25 protein-coding genes are annotated in these 26,937 nt (G+C 69.8%); 11 read left to right on the forward strand and 14 right to left on the reverse strand.

From position 1 onward, the window contains the following. Positions 1–5 precede the first annotated feature (5 nt). Positions 6–446 carry a MerR family DNA-binding transcriptional regulator gene (locus tag ABIC47_RS12355; RefSeq protein ID WP_354480757.1) on the reverse strand — a complete coding sequence of 147 codons (441 nt, stop codon included), beginning with the start codon at positions 444–446 and terminating at the stop codon, positions 6–8. Between ABIC47_RS12355 and ABIC47_RS12360 the strand changes: the two genes are divergently transcribed. Next, positions 445–1,215, forward strand: coding sequence for an SDR family NAD(P)-dependent oxidoreductase (locus ABIC47_RS12360; RefSeq protein ID WP_354480759.1), 771 nt, complete (start codon positions 445–447; stop codon positions 1,213–1,215). The genes ABIC47_RS12355 and ABIC47_RS12360 overlap by 2 nt on opposite strands. On the opposite strand, the gene ABIC47_RS12365 is transcribed toward ABIC47_RS12360, so the two are convergent. Next, a complete protein-coding gene (locus ABIC47_RS12365; RefSeq protein WP_354480760.1) occupies positions 1,212–1,643 on the reverse strand; it encodes a MarR family winged helix-turn-helix transcriptional regulator in 432 nt (143 codons plus the stop codon). The two genes, ABIC47_RS12360 and ABIC47_RS12365, sit on opposite strands and share 4 nt — an antisense overlap. A gap of 50 nt (positions 1,644–1,693) precedes the next feature. Here ABIC47_RS12365 and ABIC47_RS12370 point away from each other — a divergent pair, with 50 nt between their 5' ends. Beyond that, on the forward strand, positions 1,694–2,473 hold the full coding sequence (locus tag ABIC47_RS12370) for an alpha/beta fold hydrolase (RefSeq protein ID WP_354480762.1): 780 nt from the start codon (positions 1,694–1,696) through the stop codon (positions 2,471–2,473). 57 nt (positions 2,474–2,530) lie between these two features. On the opposite strand, the gene ABIC47_RS12375 is transcribed toward ABIC47_RS12370, so the two are convergent. The 5 genes from ABIC47_RS12375 to ABIC47_RS12395 all read right to left on the reverse strand — a co-directional run bounded on the left by ABIC47_RS12375 (position 2,531) and on the right by ABIC47_RS12395 (position 7,253). Continuing rightward, on the reverse strand, positions 2,531–2,944 hold the full coding sequence (locus ABIC47_RS12375; protein WP_089880332.1) for an ATP-binding protein: 414 nt from the start codon (positions 2,942–2,944) through the stop codon (positions 2,531–2,533). Beyond that, entirely contained in the window at positions 2,937–3,269 is a 333-nt protein-coding gene (locus tag ABIC47_RS12380; protein WP_018189541.1) for an STAS domain-containing protein, read from the reverse strand. Before ABIC47_RS12380 ends, ABIC47_RS12375 begins: the two co-directional genes overlap by 8 nt. Further along, on the reverse strand, positions 3,266–5,218 hold the full coding sequence (locus ABIC47_RS12385; RefSeq protein ID WP_354480764.1) for a glycosyltransferase family 2 protein: 1,953 nt from the start codon (positions 5,216–5,218) through the stop codon (positions 3,266–3,268). The genes ABIC47_RS12380 and ABIC47_RS12385 overlap by 4 nt, the downstream gene beginning before the upstream one ends. Beyond that, positions 5,215–6,390 (reverse strand): PP2C family protein-serine/threonine phosphatase, encoded by a 1,176-nt coding sequence (locus tag ABIC47_RS12390; RefSeq protein WP_354480766.1) that lies wholly within the window; start codon positions 6,388–6,390, stop codon positions 5,215–5,217. The genes ABIC47_RS12385 and ABIC47_RS12390 overlap by 4 nt, the downstream gene beginning before the upstream one ends. Before the next feature lie 86 nt (positions 6,391–6,476). Further along, positions 6,477–7,253 (reverse strand): SDR family NAD(P)-dependent oxidoreductase, encoded by a 777-nt coding sequence (locus ABIC47_RS12395; protein WP_089880339.1) that lies wholly within the window; start codon positions 7,251–7,253, stop codon positions 6,477–6,479. Positions 7,254–7,372: 119 nt separating this feature from the next. Between ABIC47_RS12395 and ABIC47_RS12400 the strand changes: the two genes are divergently transcribed. The 8 genes from ABIC47_RS12400 to ABIC47_RS12435 all read left to right on the forward strand — a co-directional run bounded on the left by ABIC47_RS12400 (position 7,373) and on the right by ABIC47_RS12435 (position 18,253). Then, positions 7,373–7,975: a TetR/AcrR family transcriptional regulator gene (locus tag ABIC47_RS12400; protein ID WP_018189545.1), complete on the forward strand. Its 603-nt coding sequence runs from the start codon at positions 7,373–7,375 to the stop codon at positions 7,973–7,975. Between the two features lie 112 nt (positions 7,976–8,087). Further along, positions 8,088–10,925, forward strand: a complete 2,838-nt coding sequence (locus ABIC47_RS12405) for a discoidin domain-containing protein (RefSeq protein WP_354480768.1) — start codon at positions 8,088–8,090, stop codon at positions 10,923–10,925. 97 nt (positions 10,926–11,022) lie between these two features. Beyond that, positions 11,023–12,399: a GH1 family beta-glucosidase gene (locus ABIC47_RS12410; RefSeq protein WP_354480770.1), complete on the forward strand. Its 1,377-nt coding sequence runs from the start codon at positions 11,023–11,025 to the stop codon at positions 12,397–12,399. Positions 12,400–12,457: 58 nt separating this feature from the next. Then, a complete protein-coding gene (locus ABIC47_RS12415) occupies positions 12,458–13,705 on the forward strand; it encodes an extracellular solute-binding protein (protein WP_269457361.1) in 1,248 nt (415 codons plus the stop codon). 53 nt (positions 13,706–13,758) lie between these two features. Continuing rightward, positions 13,759–14,637: a carbohydrate ABC transporter permease gene (locus ABIC47_RS12420; RefSeq protein ID WP_018189549.1), complete on the forward strand. Its 879-nt coding sequence runs from the start codon at positions 13,759–13,761 to the stop codon at positions 14,635–14,637. Continuing rightward, on the forward strand, positions 14,624–15,535 hold the full coding sequence (locus tag ABIC47_RS12425) for a carbohydrate ABC transporter permease (protein ID WP_354480772.1): 912 nt from the start codon (positions 14,624–14,626) through the stop codon (positions 15,533–15,535). Before ABIC47_RS12420 ends, ABIC47_RS12425 begins: the two co-directional genes overlap by 14 nt. Positions 15,536–15,560: 25 nt before the next feature. Then, a complete protein-coding gene (locus ABIC47_RS12430) occupies positions 15,561–17,003 on the forward strand; it encodes a glycoside hydrolase family 5 protein (protein ID WP_354480773.1) in 1,443 nt (480 codons plus the stop codon). 17 nt (positions 17,004–17,020) lie between these two features. Continuing rightward, a complete protein-coding gene (locus ABIC47_RS12435; RefSeq protein ID WP_089880362.1) occupies positions 17,021–18,253 on the forward strand; it encodes an ROK family transcriptional regulator in 1,233 nt (410 codons plus the stop codon). A gap of 15 nt (positions 18,254–18,268) precedes the next feature. On the opposite strand, the gene ABIC47_RS12440 is transcribed toward ABIC47_RS12435, so the two are convergent. Continuing rightward, positions 18,269–18,850, reverse strand: coding sequence for a TetR/AcrR family transcriptional regulator (locus tag ABIC47_RS12440; RefSeq protein ID WP_354480775.1), 582 nt, complete (start codon positions 18,848–18,850; stop codon positions 18,269–18,271). A 79-nt stretch (positions 18,851–18,929) separates the two neighbouring features. On the opposite strand from ABIC47_RS12440, the gene ABIC47_RS12445 reads away from it, so the two are divergent. After that, entirely contained in the window at positions 18,930–19,847 is a 918-nt protein-coding gene (locus tag ABIC47_RS12445; RefSeq protein WP_354480777.1) for an aldo/keto reductase, read from the forward strand. 8 nt (positions 19,848–19,855) lie between these two features. Here ABIC47_RS12445 and ABIC47_RS12450 read toward each other — a convergent pair whose 3' ends face one another. From ABIC47_RS12450 to ABIC47_RS12475, 6 genes are all read right to left on the reverse strand, one after another. Next, on the reverse strand, positions 19,856–20,374 hold the full coding sequence (locus tag ABIC47_RS12450; RefSeq protein WP_354480779.1) for a hypothetical protein: 519 nt from the start codon (positions 20,372–20,374) through the stop codon (positions 19,856–19,858). A 21-nt stretch (positions 20,375–20,395) separates the two neighbouring features. Then, positions 20,396–21,502 carry a phospho-N-acetylmuramoyl-pentapeptide-transferase gene (gene mraY / locus ABIC47_RS12455; RefSeq protein ID WP_354480780.1) on the reverse strand — a complete coding sequence of 369 codons (1,107 nt, stop codon included), beginning with the start codon at positions 21,500–21,502 and terminating at the stop codon, positions 20,396–20,398. Between the two features lie 115 nt (positions 21,503–21,617). Further along, a complete protein-coding gene (locus tag ABIC47_RS12460; RefSeq protein WP_354480782.1) occupies positions 21,618–23,732 on the reverse strand; it encodes an RICIN domain-containing protein in 2,115 nt (704 codons plus the stop codon). Positions 23,733–23,815: 83 nt separating this feature from the next. Next, the gene (locus tag ABIC47_RS12465) at positions 23,816–25,099 is read right to left on the reverse strand and encodes a family 1 glycosylhydrolase (RefSeq protein ID WP_354480784.1); all 1,284 of its coding nucleotides are present in this window, start codon (positions 25,097–25,099) and stop codon (positions 23,816–23,818) included. Continuing rightward, positions 25,096–25,980, reverse strand: coding sequence for a carbohydrate ABC transporter permease (locus tag ABIC47_RS12470; protein ID WP_018189568.1), 885 nt, complete (start codon positions 25,978–25,980; stop codon positions 25,096–25,098). The genes ABIC47_RS12465 and ABIC47_RS12470 overlap by 4 nt, the downstream gene beginning before the upstream one ends. Next, a complete protein-coding gene (locus tag ABIC47_RS12475; protein WP_039731324.1) occupies positions 25,977–26,927 on the reverse strand; it encodes a carbohydrate ABC transporter permease in 951 nt (316 codons plus the stop codon). Before ABIC47_RS12475 ends, ABIC47_RS12470 begins: the two co-directional genes overlap by 4 nt. Positions 26,928–26,937 lie beyond the last annotated feature (10 nt).

Here is a 26,937-nt window from a genome sequence, read left to right on the forward strand (position 1 = left end):
AACGATTACACAGACTGGGACTCGTGCACGGCGGCGGCCCCGGACGGGAGCAACCGGCCGGCGAGATAGTCGTCGAGCGTCTTCCGGCGCTCGCGGAGGCGACGCTCCTGCCGGAGGAGGTCGTCGCGGACCGCCATCACGCGGGCGAGGAGATCCTCGGGCGGGGAGGACGTGCCGCCCCCGGCGACGCACGGGATGATGTCGCGAAGCAGCCGTGACGGGAGGCCGACGGCGAAGAGGTCCTGGACGAACAGCACGACGTCCACGGTCTGCGGGCCATAGTCCCGGTAGCCGTTCGGGAGGCGGCGACTGTGGATGAGGCCCTGCTGCTCGTAGTAACGGAGGGCTCGCGTGCTGACACCGGTCTGCGTGCTCAACTCGCCGATCCGCACGATCCACCTCCGCTTGACCTTGACATTGACGTCAATGTTTAGGTTAGCCGTCATGACATCACTGATGCAGCTGAAGGATCGCCATGCCCTGGTCACGGGCGGCTCGACCGGGATCGGCGCGGCCGTCGCCTCGGAGCTCGCGCGCAACGGAACCCACCTGGTCCTCGTCGCCCGGGATGCGCGTCAGCTGGAGGTCACGGCCGCCGACCTGGAAACGCGGTTCGGCGTCGCCGTGCTCACGATCGCCGTCGACCTCGCCGAGCCGGGAGCGGTCGCCCACGTGCTCGAGGCCGTCGAAGACGCCGGCATCGAGATCGAGCTCCTGGTCAACAGCGCGGGGATGAGCTCGCGGGGGTTCGTGGCGGACTCGGATCCCACGGTCCTCCGCCGCCTCGTCGAGCTCAACGTCGGTGCGCTGACCGAACTCACCGCATCCGTCGTGGCCGGAATGGTGGAGCGCGGGCACGGCGCGATCGTGAACGTCGCCAGCACGGGCGCCTACGCTCCCGCGCCCATCCTGGCCGCATACGCCGCGTCCAAGGCGTACGTCCTCTCGTTCACCCAGGCGCTGTGGGCGGAGACGAGGGGTGCCGGGGTGCGGGTGGTCGCCGTCAGCCCGGGACCGACACGGACCCCGATGAACACCTCGCAGAGGAAGGGGATGCGGCAGCCCGCCCAGGTGGCGCGCACCGTCTTGCGGGCGCTGGAGGGCACCGGCCCCGCGGTGGTGGATGGCGCCGCGAACGCCGTGACCGTTGCCGCCATCCGGCTGCTTCCTGCCCGCGTCATCACGGCCATCGCCCGACGGGCGATGGGCGCCTAGCCGAGCCCCGAGGCCTCCTGCTCGTCCGTGAGGAGCCGGAGTCCGGTGGCAAGCGCGGCACGTTGGCTCTCGTCGAGGGGTGCGAAGAGATCCTCGAGCACGTCCGCGGCGACGCGGTGCCCCGCGCGCAGCGCATCCCTCCCGGCTTCCGTGAGCGAGTGCTCGATGCGTCGCCCGCGGCCGGCGGTGCGCGAGATGAGACCCCGTTCGACCAGGCGGTTCGCCAGCGTGCCGAACGCCTGATCGCTCTGGAAGGTCGTCACCGCGAGGTCGTGGCCGGACGCGCCGGGCATCCGTTCGATCGCCCGTAACGCGTCCCACTGCACCAGGCTCACGCCGACGTCGCGCAGAGCGGCGTCCATCGTCCGGTGGTTGCGGTACTGCGCGCGCTTGATCGCCAGGCCGAGCTGTTCCAGATCCGTGGTCATGGTGCTACTGTATCAACATTCGTAGATAAACATGTTTAGATAGGCGCATCATGAACCCCTCACTTCCCGAAGATCTGCCCACCCTCCAGGCCGGCGACCCGAGCGGCCGCACCGCGTTGGTGCTCCACGGCGGAGGCGGCCCGCAGACCGTCGCCCCGATCGTCGGCCATCTCGGCGCCACCATGCACGCCTCTGCGCCGACCCATCCGGGCTGGGAGGGAACCGCCCGCCCGGAGGACATCGCGTCGATCCGCGACCTCGCCGCTGCGTACCTGGCGCGTCTCCTCGATGACGGCGAGCACGGCGTCGTCCTGATCGGATCGTCGATCGGCGGGTGGATCGCCCTCGAGATGGCCGTTCAGGCCGCTGCCGACGAACGGTGTGCCGGGGTGATCGGCGCGGTGATCGACATCGACGGCGTCGGCGCGGTCGTCGAGGGGGAGCCGGTCGCCGACTTCTTCGCCCTCGACGCCCGCGGGCTGGCCGAGGCCGCGTGGCACGACCCGGACCGCGGATACCGCGACCCGGCCCAGCTCACGGACGAGCAGCGTGCCGTGCAGCTGTCCAACGGCCGGACCATGGCCGCCGTCGCCGGGGCGAGCATGAGCGACCCGACGCTCCTCGATCGGCTCGCGACGATCGACATTCCGACCCTCGTCGTGTTCGGCGAGAGCGACCGCATCGTCACGCCCGCCTACGGCCGTGCGGTCGCCGCCGCGATCCCCGGTGCGGAGTTCGCCGAAGTTCCCGCCGCCGGGCACCTCCCGCACCTCGAGGCGCCGGACGCGACCTGGGCCGTCATCGACCCGTTCCTCGCCCGCGCACGGTGAGACCAGCGATGGTGAGACCGGCGCGAGGGTGAGTCCCGCGCGACGGTCGAACGCGGCCTAGCCGAGAGCCAGCAGCCAGCGGTTGCCGGTCCCGTCGAGAGTGTCGTGCTCGAAGCGGTCCACGAGCATGGTCACCAGCGCCAGGCCGCGGCCGGATTCGGCGAGGTCCTCCGCCTCCGGCATGGCCGGGTCGACCACATCCACATCGGCGGGAGGTGCGTCATCCGTGATGATCGCCTCCAGGCCACCGGTCGTGGTCCGGATGACGAGTTCGACGCGGACCGGACGGTCGTCCTCGCTGTGCGTGACGACGTTCGTCACCACCTCGACGACGGCCAGCTCGAACGCCCCGCGGACCTGCGCGGGGAGGTCGGGCCGCTGCTCCGCGAGCCGCTCGAAGCTCTCGTGGACGCGACCGATCGTCTCCAGGTCGGCCGGCGCCCGGAACGCATCCCGGAACGGCTCAGTCACGGTAGGCGTCGTCCGGCGACGGGTAGACGCGCAGGATGCGGTCGAGGTTGGTCAGCTGCAGCACGCTGGTGACCTGCTCGGTCGCAGCGGCGAGCCGCAGATCGCCACCGGCCGTGCGGGCGGTCTTCAGGCCGCTGATGAGAGCGCCCAGGCCGGAGGAGTCGATGAACTCGACGGCACTGAGATCGACGGCGACGCGCGCGCTGCCCTCGTCCACGACGCTCTGAACGGCGCGCCGGAGGTCCGGGGCGCTGACGAGGTTGATCCGCCCCTCCACCGCGAGGACGGCGACGCCGTCGTCGCGGAGTGTCGTCGTGATGTTCATCGCGGGGGGTTCTCCTTCCTCGCCGCGTGAGCGGCGGGGCCTCGGTACAGGGCGGCGCGGGGGATGATGCTGAGCACCACCAGGTCGTAGACGACCCACACCGTGTTGACCAGTGTCCCGACGCCGTCGGCCGTCCCCGCGATGACGCGCAGGATTCCGACGATCGCGGCGATGACGAGCAGTGCCATCGCGGTCAGCTGCGGCCAGATCTCGCGCCATGGGACGGGCGCACGGCCGTTGCGCTCCTTCGGTGTCACGACGAAGCCGAGGGGACGCTTGAACCAGACGTTGGCCGCGGAGGTCCAGCACGCCTTGATCCACAGCGGGAACAGGGCGAGCGCGTACTGCTGGCCGCGCCACGTGCGGATGCCGTGCGCGCCGATCAGGAACATCAGCTGGCTCAGCACGAAGTACGGGATGAAGCGGGCGAAGAAGTCGACGCTCCAGGCGGTCACCGGCATGACGCCCGCCAGCAGGTAGATCGCGGGAGCCGCCAGGTAGACGATCGCGGCGAAGCCGGCCAGGTAGCTCCACATCGTCGCGAAGTACATGAGCCGCTGCCCGGCGTCGAGTCCGCGCTTGAGGAGCGGATTGTCCTTGAGCATGACCTGGAGCGTTCCCTGCGCCCAGCGCAGGCGCTGCTTCAGCATCGTCCCGAGGTCTTCCGGGGCGAGCCCGGTCGCGAGCAGCTCGTGGTGGTAGACGCTCCGCCAGCCGTTGGCGTGCAGCTGCATCGCCGTCGCCATGTCCTCGGTGACGGAGATCGTCGCCATCGGCATGACCGGCTGCGCCTGGTCCGGACGGTCGACGGCGAGGGCCTCGGTGATGCTCTGCACCGACTCGATGGCCCCGAGGGGCGACCAGTCGCGCTCCGCCAGGCGGTCGAGGGCGACCTCGTCGACGACGAACGCCGGCAGCTCGGAGTCGGCCTGGACGGGCAGCTGCGCGATCGCAGCGAGGTCCGCCTCGACCGAGGTCAGGTGGCCGCGCACGGCCGCGCGCGAGATCGCATCCACCTGCTCCCGGAGCCGGAAGGTCACCTCGCCGACGCTCTGTCCGGCGCGCAGGCTCTCGCTCGCCTCGTGGACGTGTCCGCGCAGCTCGCCGACGAGGGCGGCTGCTTCCGGGTCGAGGTGGGAGGCGCGCTCGGTCTTGGTGAGCATCCGCTCGGCGGCGCGCAGGGACGTGCGCACGGTCCGCTCGACGTCCCGGACGTAGCCGGAGATGCCGAGCTGCATCAGGGCGTCGCGGCGCAGCACGGCGTTGGACCCGCAGAAGAAGGCCGCGTTCCAGCCGTCCTTGCCCTGCTGGATGGGTCCGTAGAACAGAGGCGCCTGGTTGCCGAGCAGGTCGGCGTCGTCGACGTTCGAGAAGTACTGGGGTGTCTGCACCAGCGCGACCTTCGGGTCGGCGAAGTAGCCGAGCGTCCGCTCGAGGATCTCCGGCTCGGGGATCTGGTCGGCGTCGAGGATGAGCAGGAACTCGCCGTCCGTCTGCAGCAGGGCGTTGTTGAGGTTGCCGGCCTTGGCGTGCCGGGGCTTGTCGGTCCAGTCCTCGGTGCGCGTGATGTAGCCGACGCCCTCCCGGGAGGCAGCGGCGCGCATCTCGGGCCGGTCGCCGTCGTCGAGCACCCAGGTGGTGTGCGGGTACGGGATGCGGCGAGCCGCGGCCGCCGTCGTCATGACCAGGTCGACCGGCTCGTCGTAGGTCGTGATGAACACGTCGACGGTGCCGGCGGCCGGGGCGTCCGGACCGTTGCGGATGCGGATGCGCCACATGGTGAGGGCGAAGAAGAAGGTGTCGACGAGGCTGTACGTCTCGGCGATGACGAGCGGGACGGCGATCCACCACGCCTCCCAGTTGACCGACGCGAGCCACCGCCAGACCACGTAGTTCACGCCCGCGAGGACGGCGAGCAGCGCGACGACGCGCAGCAGCACGGGCCTCACCGATCGCTCCGTCGCACGACCACGGCCGTCATGTCGTCGATCGGGATGCCTTGCCGGGCAGCGCTGAGGATGCGGGACACCGCACCCGCCGCTGTCGCCGAGCCGCGCACGATGGCCTCCAGCCGGGTCAGGGCGTGGTCGCCGCCGAGTGCATCCAGGATGCCGTCGCTGACGCACAGGAGGGCGTCGCGCGGGCCGAGCTGGATGCGTCCGGGCGTCCGCGGCTCGAACACCGGCAGGCCGAGCGGCAGGGATCCGGCGGGAAGCCGCTCGAACCGCCCGGTGTGCCGCACGATGATCGCCAGCCCGTGACCGGCGTCGAGGTAGTCGATGGTTCCGTCCGGATGCACGCGGGCGTGGAACAGGGTGACGAACGTCGCCAGCTGGTCGAGGTCCTCCTCGACGACGCGCGAGGCTGCCTCGACGGACGCCTGAAGGTCGGCGAGGTCCATCGCGCTGCGGAGAGCGGTGCGCACGGAGGCGGCGACGATCGCGGCGGCCATACCCTTGCCCATGACGTCGGCGACCGAGACGCAGAAGTCGTCGTCGACGTCGTACCAGTCGTAGAAGTCGCCGGAGACGCCGCGGGACGGCTCGCATGCTGCAGCGACGTCGAAGCCGGGAGCGCGCGGCTGGCGCCGGGGGAGGAGCCCCTTCTGCGCGATGGCCGCGCGGTCCAGCTCGTCGTCGCGGTCGAGCTCGGCCTGCACCCAGTCCGCCAGGTCGCGCAGCACGCGCTCCTGCTCCGGGCTCAGCTCGCGGGGGACGGTGTCCAGCACGCACAGCGTGCCGACGGCGTCGCCGCCGGGGGCGTGCAGCGGCTCGCCCGCGTAGAAGCGGAGGTGGGGGTCGCCGAGGACGAACGGGTTGTCGCTGAACCGATCGTCGACGGAGGCATCGCTCACGATGAGGGCGGCATCCTGCCGCACGGTGACATCGCAGAACGCGCCTTCGCGTGGTGCCTCGGTGGTGAGGCCCAGCTGCGACTTGCGCCACTGGCGGTTCTGGTCGATGAGCGTGATGCTCACCATGGGCACGTCGAAGAGCTGCTGGGCCAACCGCGTGATGCGATCGAACCGTGCCTCCGGCCCCGAATCGAGGATGCCGAGGCCTGCGAGCGCCCGCTGTCGCCGGAACTCCGCCTGCTGTACCGAGTCCGCGTCGACGACCATGCCCCCATCGTACCGAGCGGTCTACCCCGCGCCAGGCCTGCGGCCGAAGTCGATCGATGTCCGACTTCGGCCGCGGGCCGATCGGCTCAGGCCGTCCAGCCGCCGTCGATCGTCACCGCGGAGCCGGTCATGTAACCCGCGGCGTCGGAGGCGATCCACGACACCAGCTCGCCGACGTCGGAGCTGTGGCCGAAGCGGCCGAACGCCGTGAACCCGGCGAGGTAGTCGCCGGCCTCGCCCGAGGCCGGGTTGCCGTCGGTGTCGATCGGGCCCGGCTGGACCACATTGGCGGTGATGCCGCGCGCGGCGAGGTCGCGCGCGAGCCCCTTGGTGAAGCCGACCATCGCGGCCTTCGTGAGCCCATAGACCGCACCGCCGGTGAAGGGGATCCGCTCGGCGTTGACGCTGCCGATCGTGATGATGCGCCCGCCGTCGGGGAGGCTCTCGAGCGCCGCCTGCGTCGTGTACACGGTGCCGCGCACGTTGAGGTCGATGGTGTGCTCGATGTGCTCGTCCGGCGTCTCGGTGAACGGCTCGAACCATCCGCCTCCCGCGTTGTTGACCAGGATGTCCAGGCCGCCCAGCGCCTGGACGGCGTCGCGGACGCCCTCCCGGGCCGCCGCGGCGTCTCCGTTGTTCGCGCGGATGGCGACAGCCGTGCCCCCCGCAGCGGTGATCTCATCGACCAGAGCCGTCGCGCGCTCGGGCGACGACCAATAGGTGATCGCGACCTCGGCGCCGTGGGCGGCGAGCGAGCGGGCGATGCCGGCGCCGATGCCGCGGGAGCCCCCGGTGACGAGGGCTCGCTTGCCGGCGAGGGTGAGGGGCGTGGTCGGTGCTGCGGTGGTGGATGCGGTGCTCATGATGTCCTCCGGTTCTCTGTCCTGGATTCTGTTCCAGTTGGTACAGAAAACCACGGGCTTGCCCGAGTATTCCGTCTGAGCGATAATTTTTTCCAGCTCAGTACAGAAAGGGGTCGCAGATGACGGCGACGCGCGGGCGCCCCCGGGGATTCGACACCGATGACGCGCTCGACCGCGCGATCGAGGTGTTCTGGCGCCAGGGGTATGAGGGGACGACGCTCGACGATCTGACGGATGCCATGGGCATCAAACGGCCCAGCCTCTATGCGGCCTTCGGCAACAAGGAGGCCACGTTCCGTCGCGCGGTCGAGCGCTACTCAGCGGTGGACATGGCGTATGTCTCCGAGGCGCTGGCCCAGCCGACGGCACGGGCCGTCGCCGAGCACTACCTCCGCAGCAACGTCGTGGCGATCACCCGGCCCGGCAAGCCGGCGGGGTGCCTCTCGGTGCAGGGCGGCCTCGCGGGCAGTCCGGAGGACGAGCGGATCGTGCGCTTCCTCGCCGACAGCAGAGCAGCAGGCGAGCGGAGGTTCGCCGAGCGTTTCCGGCGCGCGCGGTCGGAGGGCGACCTTCCGCCGGGGGAGAGCCCGACCGAGCTCGCGCGCTACCTCTCGACCGTGAGCGCCGGCCTCGCGGTGCAGGCCGCCGCCGGCGCATCCCGCCGTGCGCTGATGGCGGTCGCGGAGCGCGCGCTCCGGGCCTTTCCCGGAGGCTCGGCGTGACGTCGCCGCTTAGGGTTTGACTTAATTTAAGCTCTTGACAAAGTGGCGCGGTCCTCGCGATGCTACGTGCGACGGAACGACCAGACGTTCCGCGTACCGATCAAGGAGGATCGTGAAACGATACGTAGTGGCCGCGCTGGTGACAGCCGCGGCCGTGGCGGCGACAGCCGTCCTGCCCGTCACCGCGGCCAACGCCGCGGCTCTCACCGCCACCGACTTCCTGAAGGCCAACGGGAACGTCCTGAAGAAGGCGTCGGGGACCGGATCCACCGTCAACCTCCGCGGGACGAACATCGGCGGCTGGCTCACGCAAGAGGACTGGATGTCCCCGCTCGGCGCGTTCGCGGCCGACCGGACCGGATGGACCGTGACCGCGTCGGCCGGCACCGCCGCGAACGCCCTGGACGGCTCCGGCACCAGCCGCTGGACGACCGGGGCCAACCAGGCCGGCGGGGAGTGGATCCGGCTCGACCTGGGCGCCAACACGCTCTTCAACCGGCTCACCGTCGACAACACGGCCAACGCCGGCCAGTGGCCGCGCGCCCTGAACATCGAGACGTCCACCAACGGCACCACCTGGACGAGCGTCGCGACCCAGGCGGGGACGGACGGCCTGACCACCGTCAAGTTCACTCCGCAGGTCGCCCGGTACGTGCGCGCTACTCAGACCGGCACGGCGGCGACGCCGTGGTCGGTCGGGGAGATCAACCTCTACAGCGACCCGGTGCTCTTCAACGGCACGCACACCGCCACCGCCTCGGCGAGCGCGCCCGGCACCACCGCGCAGATGGTCCTCGACGGGAACACCTCGACGGTGTGGCAGACGGGAGCCGCTCAGGCGCCCGGGCAGAGTCTGACGATCGACCTCGGCCGCAACGTCGACATGGACAAGGTGCTCTTCGACGCCGGCGCGGCCACGGCCAACGACTACCCGCGCATCTACGACGTGTTCACGTCCTACGACAACACCACCTGGACCCAGGTGGCGAGTGGATACGGCTCGAACCGGGTCACGCAGGCGGACTTCCAGGGCAGCAAGAACGGCCGCTACCTCCGGATCGTCTCGAACGGGACGTCCACGCAATGGTGGTCGGTGGCGGAGGTCGCGATCTCGAGCGGCACCTCCCTCGACCGCGGCGGCTGGTCCGTCGTCTCGTCGGTCGGTGCGACCCCGGCCGCCATGCTCGACGGCAACACCGGGACCCGCTGGACGACCGGGGCGGCCCAAGCGCCCGGGCAGACCGTGACCGTCGACATGGGCGCGCTCGTCACGCTCAACAACGTGACCACGGACACGGCGAAGAACACCACAGATGAGGACGACTGGATGCGCGGCTACAGCCTCCAGCTGTCGCGAGACGGCTCCTCCTGGAGCACCGTCGCCTCCGGTGTTGGAACGCGGAAGGCCACCACGATCGGGTTCACGGCCCAGGCCGCGCGCTACGTGCGCCTGACGCAGACCGGATCGGCGGGCAACTGGTGGTCGATCGGCGAGCTCACGGCGGGCCTCTACAACGACGACTACTCGCTGACGAACACGATGACCTCGCGGTTCGGAACGGCGACGACGGCCTCGGTGGTCGGCACGCATCAGGACACCTGGTTCACTGCGACCGACCTGGACAACATCCAGGCCACCGGGATGAACTTCATCCGCGTGCCCATCGGCTGGAACGTGTTCCTCAACCTCGACGGCACGTGGAAGTCGAACCCATGGACGAAGATCGACTGGGTCGTGAGCCAGGCCGCCTCCCGTGGCATCTACACGCTCATCGACCTGCACACGGTGCCGGGCGGAGGCTGCCCGTGGGGCTCCTGCGGCCGCATCGGTCCGAACCCGAACGGGTTCTGGGGCAGTGCCACCTACCAGAACTGGGTCGAGGACACCTGGAAGAAGATCGCGACGCGCTACAACGGCAACCCCGCCGTCGCGGGATACGACCTCATCAACGAGCCGCTGATCGACTACGGCGAGGACGCGGACGACGTGGCCCAGAAGAGCGCGTACTACGACCGCCTCTACGACGCCGTCCGGGCGATCGACGCCGACCACACGATCTTCCTCGGGGCGTTCTTCGGCCTCGACAAGATCGCGCCGCCGTCGACGTACGGCTGGACCAATGTGGCCTACGAGTACCACCCGTACGACATGCCGAACTCGAAGGACTGGACGGCGCAGAACCAGCTCGTGACGAACGAGCTGGGCGGCCTCGCGGCCAAGCTCTCCAACCCCGGGGTTCCGATCCTTTACGGCGAGTACTCGCTGTACTACAACGACGACGTCTGGGCCCGGTTCATGGCCGGTCTGAACGCGTCGAGCGTTTCGTGGTCGAACTGGTCGTACAAGGTCAAGGGCTCCGCCGACGACGGCTTCGCCTACTGGGGTCTCTACTACGACAACCGCAAGCCGGTCCCGGTGATCAACAGCGACGACGCCGCCACGTTCCAGTCGAAGCTCGCGCAGTTCGGAACGTCGAACTTCACCCAGAACACCCGGTTCGTCGGCACGATCGCCAAGTACGCGGGTGGCCTGTCCACCTTCTCGCCGACGGCGATCAGTCACACCGGGTGGACGGCGACCGCCTCCACGACGGCGGCGGGCTCGTCCGCGGCCGCCGGGATCGACGGCGCCAACGGCACGTCGTGGCAGAGCGGGCAGGCGATGGCCGGCGGTGAGTGGTACCGGATCGACATGGGCGCGAACCGCACGGTCGCCATGGTGACCGTGCAGACCGCGAGCGGTTCGAAGTGGGACTACCCGCGCGGTTTCACGGTGGAGACGTCTCTCGACGGCTCCACCTGGTCGACCGCCGCCAACGGAATCGCGTACGGCTGGAAGCGGCCGATCTCGATCGCCCCGACCACCGCGCGCTACATCCGGATCACCCAGACCGGCGTCGCGCCGCAGTGGTGGACCATCGACGAGGTGACCGTCTACTCGTCGTACTGAGAACACGGGGACAAGAGGCCGGCCTGCGGGCCGGCCTCTTGCATCCCTGCTGATCCATGCCTTATTCTAAGACCTAGAGAAAGAATGAAGGAGTTCCATGACTCTCACCGACCCGAGCGGCCTCCCGGTCGACTTCCCCCCGGACTTCCTCTGGGGCGTCGCCACCGCGGCCTATCAGATCGAGGGCGCAGCGGCCGAGGGCGGACGCGGCCCGAGCATCTGGGACACCTTCAGCCACACGCCCGGCCTCACGCATCGCGGAGACACGGGTGACATCGCCTGCGACCACTATCACCGGCTCGACGCCGACCTCGACCTGATCGCGTCGCTCGGCCTCACCGCGTACCGGTTCTCGCTCTCCTGGTCGCGACTCCAGCCGAGCGGGCGCGGCCCGCTCAACCCGGAGGGCGTCGCCTTCTACCGGCGGATGCTGACGGGGCTCGCGAAGCGCGGCATCCGGCCCTTCGTGACCCTCTACCACTGGGATCTGCCGCAGCGGCTGGAGGATCTCGGCGGCTGGCCGGAGCGGGAGACCGCGCTGCGCTTCGAGGAGTTCACCGCCCGCGTCGCCGACGCGCTGGGCGACCTCGCACAGGACTGGATCACCCTCAACGAGCCGTGGTGCTCCGCCTTCCTCGGTTACGGCTACGGAGCACACGCGCCGGGCCGGCGCGACCTCCGGCTCGCCACCGCTGCCGCACACCACCTCAACCTCGCGCACGGGCTGGCCCTGCGCGCTCTGCGCTCTGCTCTGCCCGGTGCGCGGGTCGGCGTGACGGACATCGTCACCGACATCGTCGCGGGGGAGGGGCCGGACGACGCCGCTGCCGCGGACCGCCTCGACGCCGTGAGCAACCGGGTGTTCCTCGACCCGGTGTACCGCGGGGAGTACGGCGCCGGCGTGCACGCCCTCCTCGATCCTCACGGGCTCGCGGACCTCATCCACGACGGCGACCTCACAGTCATCTCGGCACCCGTCGACTTCGTCGGCCTCAACCACTACCAGCGTGTGATCGCCACGGCCGACCCGGCCGCCCCGTTCGGCGTGCGCGAGACCCCCGCGCAGCCGGCGACCACATCGTTCGGCTGGTCCGTGATCCCGGACTCGCTGCACGCCGTGCTGCTCCGCATCTCCCGCGAGTACTCCGGCCTGCCGGTCTACATCACCGAGAGCGGCGCCAGCTTCGACGACTACGTCGACCCGGAAGGCGGTGTGGACGACACGGAACGCGTCGCCTACCTCGCCGGCTACTTCGCCGCCGCATCCCGGGCGATCGCCTCCGGCGTCGACCTGCGCGGCTACTTCGTCTGGTCCCTGCTCGACAACTTCGAGTGGGCGGAGGGCTACTCCAAACGGTTCGGGATCGTCTACGTCGACTACCGCACCCAGGAGCGCATCCCCAAGCTCAGCGCCCGCTGGTACCGCGACCTCGTGTCGCAGCACGCCCGTCTCACCACCGCCGACCTCCCATAGCCGGCATCCACCACCCGCACCCACCTGCACACCCCTGCACACCCGAAAGGAAATCTCGATGAAGAGAATGCGCTGGCTCGCCCTGGGCACCGCCGCCCTGGCCGCCGCCACCCTCGCCGGCTGCTCCTCCTCCGGCTCGTCCGGCGACGCGACCGCCGGAAAGGACCTGACCGTCTGGGTCATGGGAGACAGCTCCGCCCACTTCGACGCGCTGGTGAAGCCGTTCGAGGAGAAGAGCGGGATCGACGTCAAGACCGTCGCGATCCCGTGGGACAACGTCGACCAGAAGTTCACGACGGCCGTCGCCTCCGGAGACGGGCCCGACGTTGTCCAGATCGGTCTCTCCAAGCTGCGCACCTACGCGGACAGCGGCGCTCTGATGACCCTGGACGACGCCACGCTCGGCGACTACCCGAACCTCGCCGCATCCAACTTCGTCGAGGGCGTCGCCGGCGATGCCACCGCCATCGGAGGGAAGGTCGTCTCGGTGCCCTGGGTGTCCGACACCCGCGTGCTGTTCTACCGCAGCGACATCCTCGGCGCCGCGGGAATCGACGCTCCTCCGGCCACCTGGGACGAACTGCGCGCCGACGCGAAGAAGCTCACCGCGCGCGGCAACGGTTCGTACGGCTACTACATCCCGCAGTGGGACAGCGCCCTCCCCGTCATCATGACGTGGGACCAGGGCGGCGAGATCGTGAACTCGAAGGGCACCATCGACTTCGACTCGCCCGAGTTCGAGAAGGCGGTCGACCTCTACACCGGCCTCTACGCCGACAAGAGCGTTCCCACCAACAGCGACTTCGACCAGACCCAGGGGTTCGTGACCGGCACGACGCCCATGCTGGTGAGCGGACCGTACCTGGCCGCGGCGATCTCGCAGGCGGCTCCCGAGCTCGCCGGCAAGTGGAACGTGACGACGGTCCCGGCGGCCGAGAAGGACACGTCCCTCCTCGCCGGCTCCAACCTCGGCGTCTGGGGCTCCACCAAGAACAAGGCGGGTGCCCTTCAGCTGCTCGACTACCTCTCCCAGCCCGACGTGCAGGTGAAGTGGTACGAGTCCGACGGGCAGCTCCCGACGGTCACGAAGGCGCTGGAGGACGAGAAGCTCTCCGCCGACCCGATGGTCGCGGTCTACACGAAGCAGCTCGCCTCGTCGCGGCTGCTGCCCCTCGTCCCGAACTGGGACGGTGAGACCGGCAAGGCGCTGCTCGACTCGCTGAACTCCATCGTGCTGACCGGCGCGAATCGCGACGAGACGCTGAAGAACCTGTTCACCACCACCAGCGGAACGTCCGCGAAATGAGACCCGGCGGTGCGCGGTGGCCCCGGTCGCCGCGCACCGCCGACCATGAGGCCATGAAGACCCGACTCGTCCCCTACACGTTCGTCGCCCCGGCGATGCTGCTCCTGATCGCGTTCGGCATCCTGCCGATCGCCGTCGCCCTCCTCGTCAGCTTCACCGACATGAACCTCGCCGGACTCGGCAACTGGTCGCGCATCCAGTTCGTCGGAGGCGACAACTACGCGGCCCTGTTCGCCGATCCCGCCTTCTGGCAGGCGCTGGGGAACACCGCGCTGTTCGCCTTCATCGGCGTGCCCAGTGTGATCGTGCTCTCGCTCCTCATCGCGCTCGCCCTCAACCGGTCGCAGGGGCGGTTCTTCCGTGCGCTGCGCTCCTTCTACTTCGTCCCGGCCATCACGGCCATCGTCGCCGTCGCGCTCGTGTGGGGGTACCTCTACAACACGCAGTTCGGCCTCTTCAACTACCTGCTGTCGCTGGTGGGGCTGCCACCCGTGCCCTGGCTCTCCGACCCGACGGTCGTCAAGTTCTCGGTCGTGCTCGTCGCCGTCTGGCGGGGGCTCGGTCTCAACGTGATCATCTTCCTCGCCGCCCTGCAGGGCGTGCCGAAGGAGTATCTGGAGGCCGCATCGATCGACGGGGCCTCCGGGGCTCGCCGCACGTGGTCGATCGTGATCCCGCTGCTGCGGTTCGCGATCTTCTTCGTGACCATCACGACGGTGATCGCCTGGCTCCAGTTCTTCGACGAGCCGTTCGTGCTCACCAAGGGCGGCCCGCTCGGCGCCTCCACTTCCATCTCGCTCTTCCTGTACCAGAAGGGCTTCTCGTCGAGCCAGTTCGGCTACGCCAGCGCCGGTTCGGTCGTTCTCGTCGCGATCATCGCGATCATCACCGTCGTCCAGCTGCGTCTGAGGAGATCCGATGTCGACTACTGAGCTGCTCGCCCGCGGAAGCCGCCGGCTCGTCACCGACGGGCCCGGCGACGACGAGCCCGCGGCCGCACCCCGTCGCCGTGTGCGCCGCGGCCGCGTCGGCACCGTGATCATCGGCGCGTTGCTGGCCATCGGCGCATTGGCGACCGCGTTCCCCTTCCTCTGGATGGTGTTCGCGTCGGTCAAGCCGCGCAGCGAATCCGTCGCCTACCCGCCGCAGCTGCTGCCGAAGGAGCCCACTTTCCAGTACTTCGTCCAGCTCTTCACCGAGCTCGACTTCGGCCGGTACCTCCTGAACACGCTGATCATCGTGGTCATCTGCATGCTGGGCCTTCTGCTGATGGCCGCGGCCGGCTACGGGTTCGCGAAGTTCCGCTTCCCGGGACGCGACGCCCTGTTCTTCCTCGTGCTGGTGACCATGATGATCCCGGGCCAGGTCACGATGATCCCGAGCTACCTCATCCTCAACGGGATGAAACTGACGAACACCCTGATCGGCATCGCCCTGCCGATGCTCGTCTCGGGCTTCGCGGTCTTCCTCTTCCGGCAGTTCATGGCGACCATCCCCACCGAGATCGTCGAGGCGGCCCGGATGGACGGGGCGGGGGAGTGGCGCATCTTCTTCCGCATCATCCTGCCGATGTCCGGCCCCATCCTCGCGGTGCAGGTCGTTCTCACCTTCATCGCCGGCTGGAACAGCTTCCTCTGGCCGCTGATCATCGCCAACGACCAGAACCTCTACACGCTCTCCGTCGGGCTCTCGCTGCTCAACCAGCAGATCGCCACCAACCCGTCGCTGCAGATGGCCGCCTCCACGCTCATGGTCGTCCCGATCCTGATCGTCTTCGTCGTCTTCCAGCGCTACGTCGTGCAGGGCTTCGCCCTCTCCGGACTCAAGTGACCCACCCGAACCGATGAGGAACACCATGGACTCTTCCCTCCGCCCCCGCCCGGCCGGCTTCGTGCGCGCCGAGGGGACCCAGCTGGTCGATGACTCCGGCCCCCTCCTGCTCCGCGGGGTGGGGCTCGGCAACTGGCTGCTGGCCGAGGGGTACATGTGGCGGTTCGGCGACGAGATGTCCTCCCCGCGTCAGATCGAGGCGCGCATCGAAGCGCTGGTCGGCACCGAGCGGGCGGGGGTGTTCTGGCGACGCTTCCGGGACTCGTTCGTGACGGAGCGGGACTTCGCGCTCATCGCCGAGCGGGGGTTCGACCACGTCCGGCTCCCGATCAACGCCCGCGGCGTGATGGACGACGACGGCGGACTCCGGGAGGAGGGCTTCGAGCTGATCGAGCGCGCGGTGCGCTGGAGCGAGCAGCACGGCCTGCGCATCCTGCTCGACCTGCACGGGGCGCCCGGCGGTCAGACCGGCACCAACATCGACGACTCTCCGAACGGTCTGCCCGAGCTGTTCATGTCGCCCCGCTACCGAGCGCAGACCGTGGAGCTGTGGCGTGAGCTCGCGCGCCGGTATCGCGACCGGGAGGCGGTGCTGGGCTACGACCTCCTCAACGAGCCGCTTCCGAACGAGTGGCAGCACCGCTACAACGACGAGCTCGTCGACCTCTACCGCGAGCTGACGGCGGCGATCCGCGCGATCGACGACCGGCACCTGCTGATGTACGAAGGGAGTCACTGGGCGACGAACCCCGAGCCCGTGCGCCGGCGCTTCGACGACAATCAGGCAGTCCAGTTCCACCGCTACTGGTGCCCGCCCGACGAGACCAGCATCGCCGACTTCGTGCAGCTGCGGAACGAGCTCGGCGTCCCGATCTACATGGGCGAGGGCGGGGAGAACACCCCCGGCTGGATCTACGCGGCCACCCGGTTGTACGAGCGGCACGGCATCGGCTGGAACTTCTGGCCGTGGAAGAAGCTCGACACGCTCACCTCTCCGCTGTCCGTGCGGCCACCCGAGGGATGGGACCGGATCGCCGACCCGGCCGAGCATCCCGAACCCGAGGAGGCCGCGCGGATCCTCGATGAGTTCCTCGCGGCTCTGCCTGCGGACCGCTGCGACGTGCGCACACCGGTGCTGGACGCGCTCTTCGCCCGTCCCGACCTGCACCTCCCGGCGTGGACCGGCGTCCGGGACGCGGCCGAGACGCCCATCGACGACCTCACTCCGTCCGTGGTGCCGGACGGCATCTGGCATCACACCGCCGGGCGCCCGTACGCCCACGACGAGTACGTGCCGGTGGAGTTGCATCCCGGCTCCCGGCTCTCCTTCGGGTTCTCGGCACCGCCGAGATCGTGGACCGTGGATGCCGACCGACCGCACGCCGTCACCGCCAGCTGGGACGACGGCGCGCTCACCCTCGCGGTCGCCGAGCGCGTGCTGGTGCGCAGACTCGAGGTCAGCGTATGACGGGATATCGTCGAGCCATGAGCGCACAGTCACGGCCCGCGGCACCCGGCATCCGGGAGTCCGCCACCGTGACGTCGCTGCGCCATCAGAACCGTGCCGCCGCACTGAGGTTCGTGCTGCAGCAGCGCGAGACCACCCGCGCCGAACTGGCCCGCCGGTGCGGCTTCTCCTCGGCCTCGGCCGCGAACATCACCGCCGAGCTGATCGAGGACGGCCTGATCGCCGAGGTGGGCTCTGTCGCATCCCGGGGCGGGCGCCCCATCTCGCTCCTCGCACCGCGCGCCGACGGCGCGTACGCCATCGGGGTGGACGTGGGAGAGCGTGGCGTCGCCGTCGAGCTGTTCGACCTCTCACTGACGATGGTCGACCGCGAGTTCCGCGGTGGCCGGCGGGAGGAGTCACCCGACGACATCCACCGCGACCTCAGCGAGGCGATCGCCGAGCTGCGCGAGCGCAACCGCGAGCGCTGGCCGCGCGTCCTCGGCATCGGGCTGGGCCTTCCCGGCGTGGTGGAGACGGAGGCCGACGGCACCCAGGTGCTGTACGCCCAGAGCCTCGGCTGGGCGCCCCGGCCGATCCCGCTCGACCTCGACCCCGACCTCCCCGTCTACGCGGAGAACGGAGCCAAGACGCAGGCGCGAGCCGAGCTCTGGTACGGCGCCGCGCGCGGCATCGACCATGCCGTCGTCGCTCTCCTCGGCCGTGGCGTCGGTCTCGGCGTGATCACGGACGGCGAGCTGGCGCACGGCGCACACAGCAGCGCCGGCGAGTGGGGCCACACCAAGATCCGCTACGGCGGCGCGCTCTGCCGGTGCGGTCAGCTCGGCTGCGTGGAGGCGTACCTCGGCGCCGACGCCATCCTCGAGGCGTGGCGCGCCCGCGGCGGCTCCTTCGACGGCAGCGGCTGGCAGGCTCTCGGCGCGCTTCTGGCCGCGGCGGCCTCCTCGGACCCGGACGCGACGGCTGTGCTGGACGACACGATCGACGCGCTCGGAGCCGCGCTCGGCAGCGTGGTGAACCTGACCAACCCGCAGCGCGTGGTCATCGGCGGCTGGGTCGGGATGCGCCTGATGGAGCAGCATGCGGACCAGATCGCTGCGGCGGTGCGGCGGAACTGCCTGGACCGCCTCGGCGCCCAGTTCGAGCTCGTGCCGGCGACCTTCGGCGGCGACACGGTCGCCCTCGGCTCCGCGCTCATGCCGATCACCGCGCTGATCGACACTCCGCGGGCGGAGCTCTTCGCGAGCTGAGCAGCGCGATCGCCTCTATGCGGTTGTCAGCCCCCGCACGACGAGGTCCAGCAAGCGCTCGACCTGCGCGCTGTCGGTCGATTCCGCGGTAGTGAGGAAGACGCCGACCATGGCGGCGGTCACGTCGTCGGCCGAGACGTCGTCGCGGAAGAGCCCGCGCTCGATGCCGGCGGCGAGGAAAGGCTGCACGGCCGCGTCGACCCGCTGCCGTGTCTGCGCCGAGGCGGCTGCGGTTCGTGCGCCTCCCGCCCGGAGCGACTCGGCCATCCCGCGCTTGGTGGCGATGAACCCGGAGTAGAGGCGCATGAACTCGCGGAGTGCGACATCCGGCTGTTCCGTCGGCAGAAGCGAGGCGCCGCGATCGAGGACGGCGTCCAACTCGTTCTCGTAGACCGCGGCGACCAGGTCCTCGCGGGTCGGGAAGTTGCGGTAGAGCGTCCCGATGCCGACCCCGGCCGCACGTGCGATGCCTTCGAGGGAGGCATCCGGGCCCTCGGTCGTGAGCGCCTCACGGGCGGCGTGGAGGATGGCCGACCGGTTGCGTGCCGCGTCGGCACGCGGTCTGCGCGCGCGAGTGGATGCGGGATCGGCGTTCAAAGTGGAGGTACCTCCGGTTTAAGTGGTAGCGTCATGGCGGCGGAGGGGCCTCCGCTTCTGACCCAGTCTAGGAGGAGACATGACCGACACGACGATCCGACCCGGGGGGACGTTCGCTCTCGGCGACCGGGAGGTCGCCCGCGTGGGCTACGGCGCGATGTCCCTGGAGCGCTACGAGGACGACCGCGAGACCGGGGCCGCTCTGCTCCGCCGTGCGGCCGAACTCGGCATCGACCACGTCGACACCGCCGACTTCTACGGCGCCAGCGTCTCGAACGACATCATCCGCCGGGCCTTCGGAGACTCCGACACGGTCGCGATCGCCACGAAGGTGGGTGCTGTGCGCGTGGATGCGCCCGTGCCACTCGCTCTCGCCCAGCGACCCGCGGAGCTGCGCGCCCAGGTCGAGGACAATCTGCGGACGCTCGGGCGGAGCAGACTCGACGTGGTCAACCTGCGCCGCCCGGAGGTCGGGCCGGGTCTCACGGTGCCAGTGGAGGAGCTGGTCGACCTGGACGACCAGCTCGCCGAACTGATCGCGCTGCGAGACGACGGCCTGATCGGCGCGATAGGGCTGAGCGCCGTCGGTGCGTCGACCCTACGCCGCGCCCTGCCCGCCGGGATCGCCTGCGTGCAGAACGCCTACTCCCTGCTCAGTCGGGAGCACGAGGACCTCCTCGCCCTCTGTCTCGCCGAAGGGATCGCCTGGGTGCCGTTCTTCCCGCTCGGCAGCGGTTTCGCGCAGTACCCGAAGGTCGCCGACGACCCCACGGTCCAGCGCATCGCGACGGAGACGGGCGCGACACCTGCCCAGGTCGGCCTCGCGTGGCTGCTCGCGCACGCGGCGAACGTCCTGCTCATCGCGGGCACGGCGAGCGTCCCGCACCTGGAGGAGAACGTGGCCGCCGGCGCGCTGGTGCTGACCGCGGAGCAGCTGGCCGAACTGGACGCCGTGGCCGGAGCGACGGCCGGTCCGTCGGATTCCGCGCGGCGTTAGTCCCCACGTCAGAGCGCGCCGTCGAGCACCCGCGCCGCCGCCTCGCGGGGCGTGAGCCGGCTCGTGTCCACCGCCGGACCGGGGATGCGCGCCGCGTCGAGCACCGCATCCAACTCTCCGAAGCGGTGCAGGTGCCAGGCAGCCGCCGCGTCCTCGTCGCGGTGCCGTGCGCGCAGCCGGGCCTCGCCGATCGCCGGGTCGACGGTGAGGCGGACGACCGTGAGAGGGAGTCCGCCGAGTGCGTCGCGATAGCGGGGCAGCTCCGCGGCGTCCTCGATGACGCCGGGGAGGATGAGGACCTGAGCGCCCGCGGCACGATGGTTGGCGGCGACCGGGCGGAGGTTCGCGAGCTCCAGCGCAGAGTTGAACGGGTCGCCCTCCGGGGCCGGCCAGCCGGCGCGGAGTGCGTCCAGATCGATGATCGCGTGCGGGATGCCGCGCTCGATCAGGAGCGCGCTGACCGCATCCGCCGTCGTGCTCTTGCCGACGCCGACCGTGCCGTTGAGGAAGAGTGCCTGCTCGCGCATGGGATCAGTCAACCGCACGCGCTAGGCGAGCCACTCGAAGTAGAACGACCCGACGCCGACGGCGATCAGCACGCCCGCGATGATCCAGAACCGCACGACGATCGTGACCTCGGGCCATCCCTTCAGCTCGAAGCTGTGGTGGATCGGCGTCATCGGGAAGAGACGCCTGCCGTGGGTCGCCTTGAAGTACGCGCGCTGGACGATGACCGAGCCCGCCTCGATGACGAAGAGGCCGCCGATGAGGATCAGGAGCAGTTCGGTGTGGGTGAGGATCGCGAGGGCGCACAGCGCTCCGCCGAGACCGAGCGCGCCGGTGTCTCCCATGATGATCTTGGCGGGACTGGTGTTCCACCAGAGGAATCCGACCAGAGCGCCGCAGATCGCCGCAGCGACGACAGCCAGAGACAGCGGGTCGCTCGTCGGATAGCACTTGGCCACGTTCGCCGGGTTGATGTTGGGGTTGAAGCAGGACTGGTTGAACTGCCAGAAGCCGATCAGCGTGTACGAGCCGATCGCGAGGACCGAGGCGCCCGTCGCCAGTCCGTCCAGACCGTCCGCGAGGTTCACGCCATTGGTGGTCGCCGACGCCAGGAGGTTGATCCAGACCAGGTAGAGGACGAAGCCGACCACGGGCACCGCTGTGGCGATCCGGGCGAAGTCGAGCGCGGGGATGTCGCGGATCGCCGAGACGGCCATGGACGCCGGCGTCGTGCCGTCGGCGGTGGGGAACTGGAGTGCGAGCACGGCGAACGCGGTCGCGACGATCGCCTGCCCGGCGATCTTCGCCCATCCGCCGAGTCCGAGGCTGCGCTGGTGGTGCACCTTCAGGAAGTCGTCGACGAACCCGACCGCCGCCATGCCGACGAACATCAGCAGCACCAGGAGTGACGACGGGGAGATGCCGTCCCCGCCGTTGAGGAGGGCGGATACGAAGAACCCGAAGAGCGTCGCCAGGATGAAGACGATGCCGCCCATCGTCGGGGTGCCGCGCTTGACATGATGCGACTGGGGTCCGTCGTCCCGGATGAACTGCCCCCACTCCAGCCGTCGGAACAATCGGATGAAGAGCGGCGTCAGGAAGAGCGAGAAGGCGAGGGCGAGACCGCCCGCCGTAAGTAGGGTCCCCACGCAGCGAGTCTGGCAGGCGGCGCCTCGCCGGACGTGATCCGCGCCGAGCACTCGAAGAGTCGACGCGCCGGGAGGGGCGACGGCGGCCCGATCGCCGTCGCCCCGGTTGGATGGCCTACTGGATGCCCTCGCGCACGAGCCGCCACTGCTGCGTCGCACTGCCGTCGGCGGTGCGCTGCTGGGCGAAGGCGCCGTCGGCCGTCGACGATCCGGCGATCTCGAGCGGCTTGCCGCTGTTCGCGTTCGTCAGCGTCCACCAGCCGCCCGAGGTGCTCGGCGACCACACCTGCGTGGCGTTGCCGGTCGGACCCCACTGCGCCGCCCGCACACCGTCGGCAGTCTGAGCGCCGGGGATCTCGAGCAGCTTGCCGCTGTTCACATTGAACAGCTGGAGGCCGTTCGACACCGGGTGCACGTTCCACACCTGGCACGCGTTGCCGGTGTCACCCCACTGCCCGGCTCCCGCGCCGTCCGCCAGGGACGCACTCGCGATTTCCAGGTACTTGCCGCTGTTGCGGTTCACGACGCGGAACTGCGGATCCAGGGCGGTCCCCGGCTTGTACAGCTGGATGGCGTCGAGCTCGGCGAACGAGGTGCCCTTCGTGAACGCGATCGTGTTCGCGCCCGCGTTCAGCGTGACCGTCTTCTGCACCCAGCCGTAGCGTCCCCAGTTCACCGTCGCCGGGTAGCTGAGGGTGGATGCGGTGCCGCCGTTGACGCTGACGTTGTGCGTCGATGCCGCGCCCGTTCCGTTGTCGTAGCGGACGTTCATCGTGTACGAGCCGGCCGACGGGACCCGCACGGTGAAGGTCACCGAGCTGGTCGTGTTGTTGATGTTGCCGACCTTGCTGCCGTTGGACGCATCCGGATCCGTGACGAGGGAGGTGTCCGATGTGCGGGCGGCCTTCTCGGCCTCGTACTGCTGGGCGTCCAGCGGGATGGAGCCGACGCGGATGTCGTTGTAGGTGGTCGTGAGGTTCTCGACGTTGGTCGCCTGGTACAGCGTGCGGCCGTCCACCGAGTAGTCGATGCTCTGGGCGAAGCCGCTGAAGGTGCCGCCCTCTGCGTCCGGTCCGTCGTACGTGACCGCCATCGGAAGTCGCTCCCACGGCCCGTCGCCGAGGTTGTAGTTGACGTAGAAGTTCTGACCGCCGTCGATGGTGCCCGTGGCATCCAGCGACCACTTGGATGCGACGACGACCATGCCCTTCGGCCCGCCGCCCGGCACCCACTTCACGTACGGCGACGATCCGATGCCGCGGCCGTTTGCGAGGGTGATGGGCGTGCCGATGCTGGTCGTCGGCGACCAGTTCAGGCCGTCGGGCGACGTCTTGAAGTACACCGGCGCGGTGTTCTTGCTCTGCGACGGCCGGTTGACCACCTCGAACGTGGCGAGGTAGCGGCCGTCGGGGAGCTTGGTCACCGTGATCATGCCGGGCCGATCCGACTGGTTGTTCGGGGCCGACACGTTCGACTCAGCACCCCAGGTCGTGCCGCCGTCGGTGGACCGCCGATACGACACCGCCTGCAGGACGCCGCTCGCTTTCTGCCGCTCGTCCGAGAAGTAGGCGACCAGGCCGCCCTGCCCGTCGATGGCCAGCGACGGCTCCCACACGGTCGAGGTCGTGGAGGTCGGGCTCGGGTCGTAGACGGCGGCTCCGCCGGTGTCGATGGTGCTCAGATACGACCACGACGTGCCCTGGTTCGTGCTCTTGTAGACGACCAGGCGGCTGCTCGAGCGGTCCTCCGGCATGATCATCCCGGCGAGCAGGATGGTGCCGGCGGCGAGCCCGCCCGTCGCCTGCGAGACCTCGAACAGGAACGGCTGGGAGGTGCGGGTCAGCGTCGGGAACGTCGCGCTCGGCACGACGTCCGTGACGTGGGTCCAGCTGGTCCCGTCGTCGGTACTGCGGTAGATCGGGTAGACCTGCACGCCGTTCACGAGCACGAGCTGGTCGTAGGTGACCAGTTGCGTGCCGTTCGCCGCCCCGCTGTTCTTGAGCACGATGTTCTTCGCGTACGTCGTTCCGGCCGCGCGGCCGCCCTCCGGGTTGAACGACGTGCCGGCGGCGGGGGAGTAGACGAGCGATCCGTTGCCGGTCGTCACGGCGGAGGCGGGCGCGGCGGTCAGCGTCGCCGCGACGAGTGCGCCGGCGACGGCGCCGGCCACGGCGAGTGCCCGGAGTCGTCGCCGCTGCGACGCGCCCGATGTGGTGCGTGATGGAAACATTGTCGGTTCCTTCTCTCACTGGTGACCCGTCCGCGGGCGCGGGCGGGCCGTCACGACGTCGGGCTCGTCGTCACGTCTGGACGTCAGGTCAGCAGGCTGACGTCATCGGCAGGCAGAGGGGCGAGCCGGGCGGCGTACTCGCGGAAGCGGTCGGCGACCGGGTTCGGCCGCCGCAGCAACCCGGCGGGCGACTCGACCAGGTCGTGGAGCCCCATGGTCAGCAGGTGGTCGGCGCGCGGCCGGTCGCTGTGCCGCCACGTCCACTCGTACATGTCGAACAGCGGCCACCAGACGTACCCGACCACCGGTGCACCCTCGGACCGCATGCTCTCCACGAGGGCGAGCGACTCATCCAGCCAGTGGATGCGCTCCTCGACCGTTCCCGTCACGCACGTCTCGGTGACCATCACCGGTGCGCCGTACCGCGAGGCGAACCGCTCGAGCGCCTCGCGGAGGCCCTGCGTTCCGCGGTCGACGCTCGGCCGCGGGTCGGCGAAGCCGCCGCCGTGCCGGACGCCCGCCTCGAACAGCTCGGTGGAGTGACGCGGGTAGTAGTTGACGCCCATGATGTCGGGGCGCACGGCGTGGGCGGCGAACCAGTCCAGCTCGGCGTCCGTGACCGCCGGGGCGAGCCGGTCGCGCAGCGGGTGGGCGTCGTCGACCCGGCCGGTCACGAGGTCCTCGACCAGGTGCACCTGGTGGCGCAGCCGCTCGGCCTCCGCGTGATGCTCCGGTGCGATGTCGTCTCCGACGTAGCTGATGGCGGCGTCGACGTGCACGAAGGTCGCGCGGTCGCCGATGCGGGCGGCCAGCGCCTCCTGGCTGAGCACGAAGCCGCGCGCCAGGTTCGCGGCGATGGTGGCGAAGCCCTTGGCGCCGGTCTGGTAGGGCGGCCAGTAGCCGTACTCTCCGGAGAACAGCGCGTGGATGACCGGCTCGTTCACCGGCGTGTAGTCCACGACCCGGTCGCCGTAGCGCTCGCCGAAGCGGTCCGCGAACTCGGCGACATGCTGCGGGTAGTCCGGCGAGGCGAACTGGTCGGCCAGCCAGGTGGGGGTGCCGTAGTGCAGCAGGTCGATGATCGGCCGGAGGCCGGCGCCGAGCAGCGCATCCACCGCCCGGTCGGTCCAGTCCCAGTCCCAGCGGCCGGGCTCCGGCACGATCCGGTACCAGGGCACGCCCCAGCGCAGCACCTCGGCGCCGACGCCCGCGGCGAGGGCGAAGTCCTCGCGGTACCGGTCGTAGTGCTCGGTGAGCTCGTACTCGTCGATGGCGCGCTCGCCGGGCCGCTCCTGCGGCACGAAGGTGTCCTCGATCCCGAGTCCGAGGTGCAGGCGGCCGTCCTCGAACCAGCGCGGGGCCGTCACTTGAGCCCCGTGGTCGCGACGCTCTCGATGAAGCGGCGCTGCATGATCAGGAACATGACGGCGAGCGGCAGGACCGCGATGAGCGATCCGGCCATCATCGTGCCGTAGGGGATGATGCCGCTCGGCCCGGTCAGCAGGGTGAGGCCCGACGTGATCGTGCCCATCTCCGGCGATGTCGTGAAGACGAGCGGCCAGAGCAGGTCGTTCCAGTTGTTCACGAAGGTGAAGATGGCGAGCGTGAGGAGGGCCGGGACGGCGTTCGGGAGCACGATGCTGCGGAAGATGCGGAACTCGCCGGCCCCGTCGATCCGCGCCGCGTTGTCGAGGTCGCGCGGGAGGGCGATGAAGAACTGGCGCAGGAAGAAGATGCCGAAAGCGTCGGCCGCCCGCGGGATGATCAGCCCGGCGAACGTGTTGACCCAGCCGAGCTGCGCCACCAGCTGGTAGACGGGGATGAGCGTCGCCTGGAACGGGATCATCAGGCTGGCCACGATCACGATCAGCACGACCCTGCTGCCGCGGAAGTCGATGCGGGCGAGGGCGTAGGCCGCGAGCGAGTCGAAGACGAGGGCGAAGACCGTCACCCCGCCCGCGAACACGAGGCTGTTGAGGAAGAGCCGCCCGAACGGGAGGTCGCTGAAGATCTTGGTGAAGTTGTCCAGCGTCCACGTACCGGGGAGCAGTGTCGGCGGATAGGCGTTGATCTCGGACGCCGGCTTGAACGCCGTGAGGACGATCACGATCACGGGGAGCAGCACAATGGCGGTCAGCACCAGGGCGGCGGCGAAGAGCAGCCAGCGTTCTGCGGTGCGGCCGACGCGCCGGCGGCGGGTCGTGGTTGCGGCCCGGGCCGGCGCGGCGGGGGCGAGAGTGGCGGTCATGCGAGGTCCTTCTCACGGCGTCCGAAGAAGCGGAACTGGATGAGGCTGAGGATGAGGGTCGCGGCCAGCAGCACGTAGGAGAGCGCTGTCGCGAGCCCGAGGTCGAGCTTCTTGAAGCCCTCCTGGTAGATCTCCATGACGACGGTCTGCGTCGAACGGTACGGACCGCCGCCCGTCATGACGTAGATCTGGTCGAAGGCCTGGAGGGCGGCGATCATCGCGAACACGACGACGAACGCGAGGGTGTTGCTGAGCTGGGGGAGGGTGATGCTGATGAAGCGCCGCCAGGCTCCCGCGCCGTCGATCTTCGCCGCCTCGTACAGCGACTCGGGGATCTCCTGCAGACCGGCGATGAAGATCACCATGTAGAAGCCGAAGCTCTTCCAGATGGCCACGAGCACGACCGTCGGCATGGCGAGCGCAGGATCCTGCAGAACGTTTCCGAGCTGGATGCCGACGCTGCGCAGCCAGTAGTTGAGGAGGCCGACCTGCGGGTCGAGCAGGTACGTCCAGGCGAAGGCGGCGACGGCGAGAGAGACGATGAACGGGAGGAACAGCGCCGTGCGGAAGAAGCCGCGACCGAGCAGGCGTCGGTTGGTGAGGAGGAGCGCGAGCAGCAGTGCCGCGATCAGCGCCGTCGGGGTGAAGAGCACCGTGTAGAGCGCGGTGTTGCCGAGGGTGGCGAGCACGCGTGGGTCGGTGAAGACCTGCACGTAGTTGTCGAAGCCCACCCACTCCTCCAGGCCGAAGCCGCTCGCGTTCGTGAACGAGAGACGCAGGGCCGACAGCATCGGCCATCCCACGAACGCGATCAGGACGACCGTCGCGGGGAGCATGAAGAGCAGGGCCATCGGTCCGCGGCGGCGGCCCGAACGCGGCCGGCCGCCGAGCGGGGCGGGCGGGCGATACGGCCTGCGGCCCGTGCGGGAGCGGGTGAGTGTGGTCATGGTCGCTTTC

Source organism: Leifsonia sp. 563 (assembly GCF_040545055.1).
In the GTDB taxonomy this organism is placed as follows: domain Bacteria; phylum Actinomycetota; class Actinomycetes; order Actinomycetales; family Microbacteriaceae; genus Leifsonia.

Excerpts from the sequence above, each read along its gene's own strand:
- ABIC47_RS12360 (WP_354480759.1), top strand. The coding sequence starts at position 445 with ATGACATCACTGATGCAGCTGAAGGATCGCCATGCCCTGGTCACGGGC.
- ABIC47_RS12355 (WP_354480757.1), bottom strand. The coding sequence starts at position 446 with ATGACGGCTAACCTAAACATTGACGTCAATGTCAAGGTCAAGCGGAGG.
- ABIC47_RS12365 (WP_354480760.1), bottom strand. The coding sequence starts at position 1,643 with ATGACCACGGATCTGGAACAGCTCGGCCTGGCGATCAAGCGCGCGCAG.
- ABIC47_RS12370 (WP_354480762.1), top strand. The coding sequence starts at position 1,694 with ATGAACCCCTCACTTCCCGAAGATCTGCCCACCCTCCAGGCCGGCGAC.
- ABIC47_RS12380 (WP_018189541.1), bottom strand. The coding sequence starts at position 3,269 with ATGAACATCACGACGACACTCCGCGACGACGGCGTCGCCGTCCTCGCG.
- ABIC47_RS12390 (WP_354480766.1), bottom strand. The coding sequence starts at position 6,390 with ATGGTCGTCGACGCGGACTCGGTACAGCAGGCGGAGTTCCGGCGACAG.
- ABIC47_RS12395 (WP_089880339.1), bottom strand. The coding sequence starts at position 7,253 with ATGAGCACCGCATCCACCACCGCAGCACCGACCACGCCCCTCACCCTC.
- ABIC47_RS12400 (WP_018189545.1), top strand. The coding sequence starts at position 7,373 with ATGACGGCGACGCGCGGGCGCCCCCGGGGATTCGACACCGATGACGCG.
- ABIC47_RS12410 (WP_354480770.1), top strand. The coding sequence starts at position 11,023 with ATGACTCTCACCGACCCGAGCGGCCTCCCGGTCGACTTCCCCCCGGAC.
- ABIC47_RS12415 (WP_269457361.1), top strand. The coding sequence starts at position 12,458 with ATGAAGAGAATGCGCTGGCTCGCCCTGGGCACCGCCGCCCTGGCCGCC.
- ABIC47_RS12420 (WP_018189549.1), top strand. The coding sequence starts at position 13,759 with ATGAAGACCCGACTCGTCCCCTACACGTTCGTCGCCCCGGCGATGCTG.
- ABIC47_RS12425 (WP_354480772.1), top strand. The coding sequence starts at position 14,624 with ATGTCGACTACTGAGCTGCTCGCCCGCGGAAGCCGCCGGCTCGTCACC.
- ABIC47_RS12430 (WP_354480773.1), top strand. The coding sequence starts at position 15,561 with ATGGACTCTTCCCTCCGCCCCCGCCCGGCCGGCTTCGTGCGCGCCGAG.
- ABIC47_RS12435 (WP_089880362.1), top strand. The coding sequence starts at position 17,021 with ATGAGCGCACAGTCACGGCCCGCGGCACCCGGCATCCGGGAGTCCGCC.
- ABIC47_RS12445 (WP_354480777.1), top strand. The coding sequence starts at position 18,930 with ATGACCGACACGACGATCCGACCCGGGGGGACGTTCGCTCTCGGCGAC.
- ABIC47_RS12450 (WP_354480779.1), bottom strand. The coding sequence starts at position 20,374 with ATGCGCGAGCAGGCACTCTTCCTCAACGGCACGGTCGGCGTCGGCAAG.
- ABIC47_RS12460 (WP_354480782.1), bottom strand. The coding sequence starts at position 23,732 with ATGTTTCCATCACGCACCACATCGGGCGCGTCGCAGCGGCGACGACTC.
- ABIC47_RS12470 (WP_018189568.1), bottom strand. The coding sequence starts at position 25,980 with ATGACCGCCACTCTCGCCCCCGCCGCGCCGGCCCGGGCCGCAACCACG.
- ABIC47_RS12475 (WP_039731324.1), bottom strand. The coding sequence starts at position 26,927 with ATGACCACACTCACCCGCTCCCGCACGGGCCGCAGGCCGTATCGCCCG.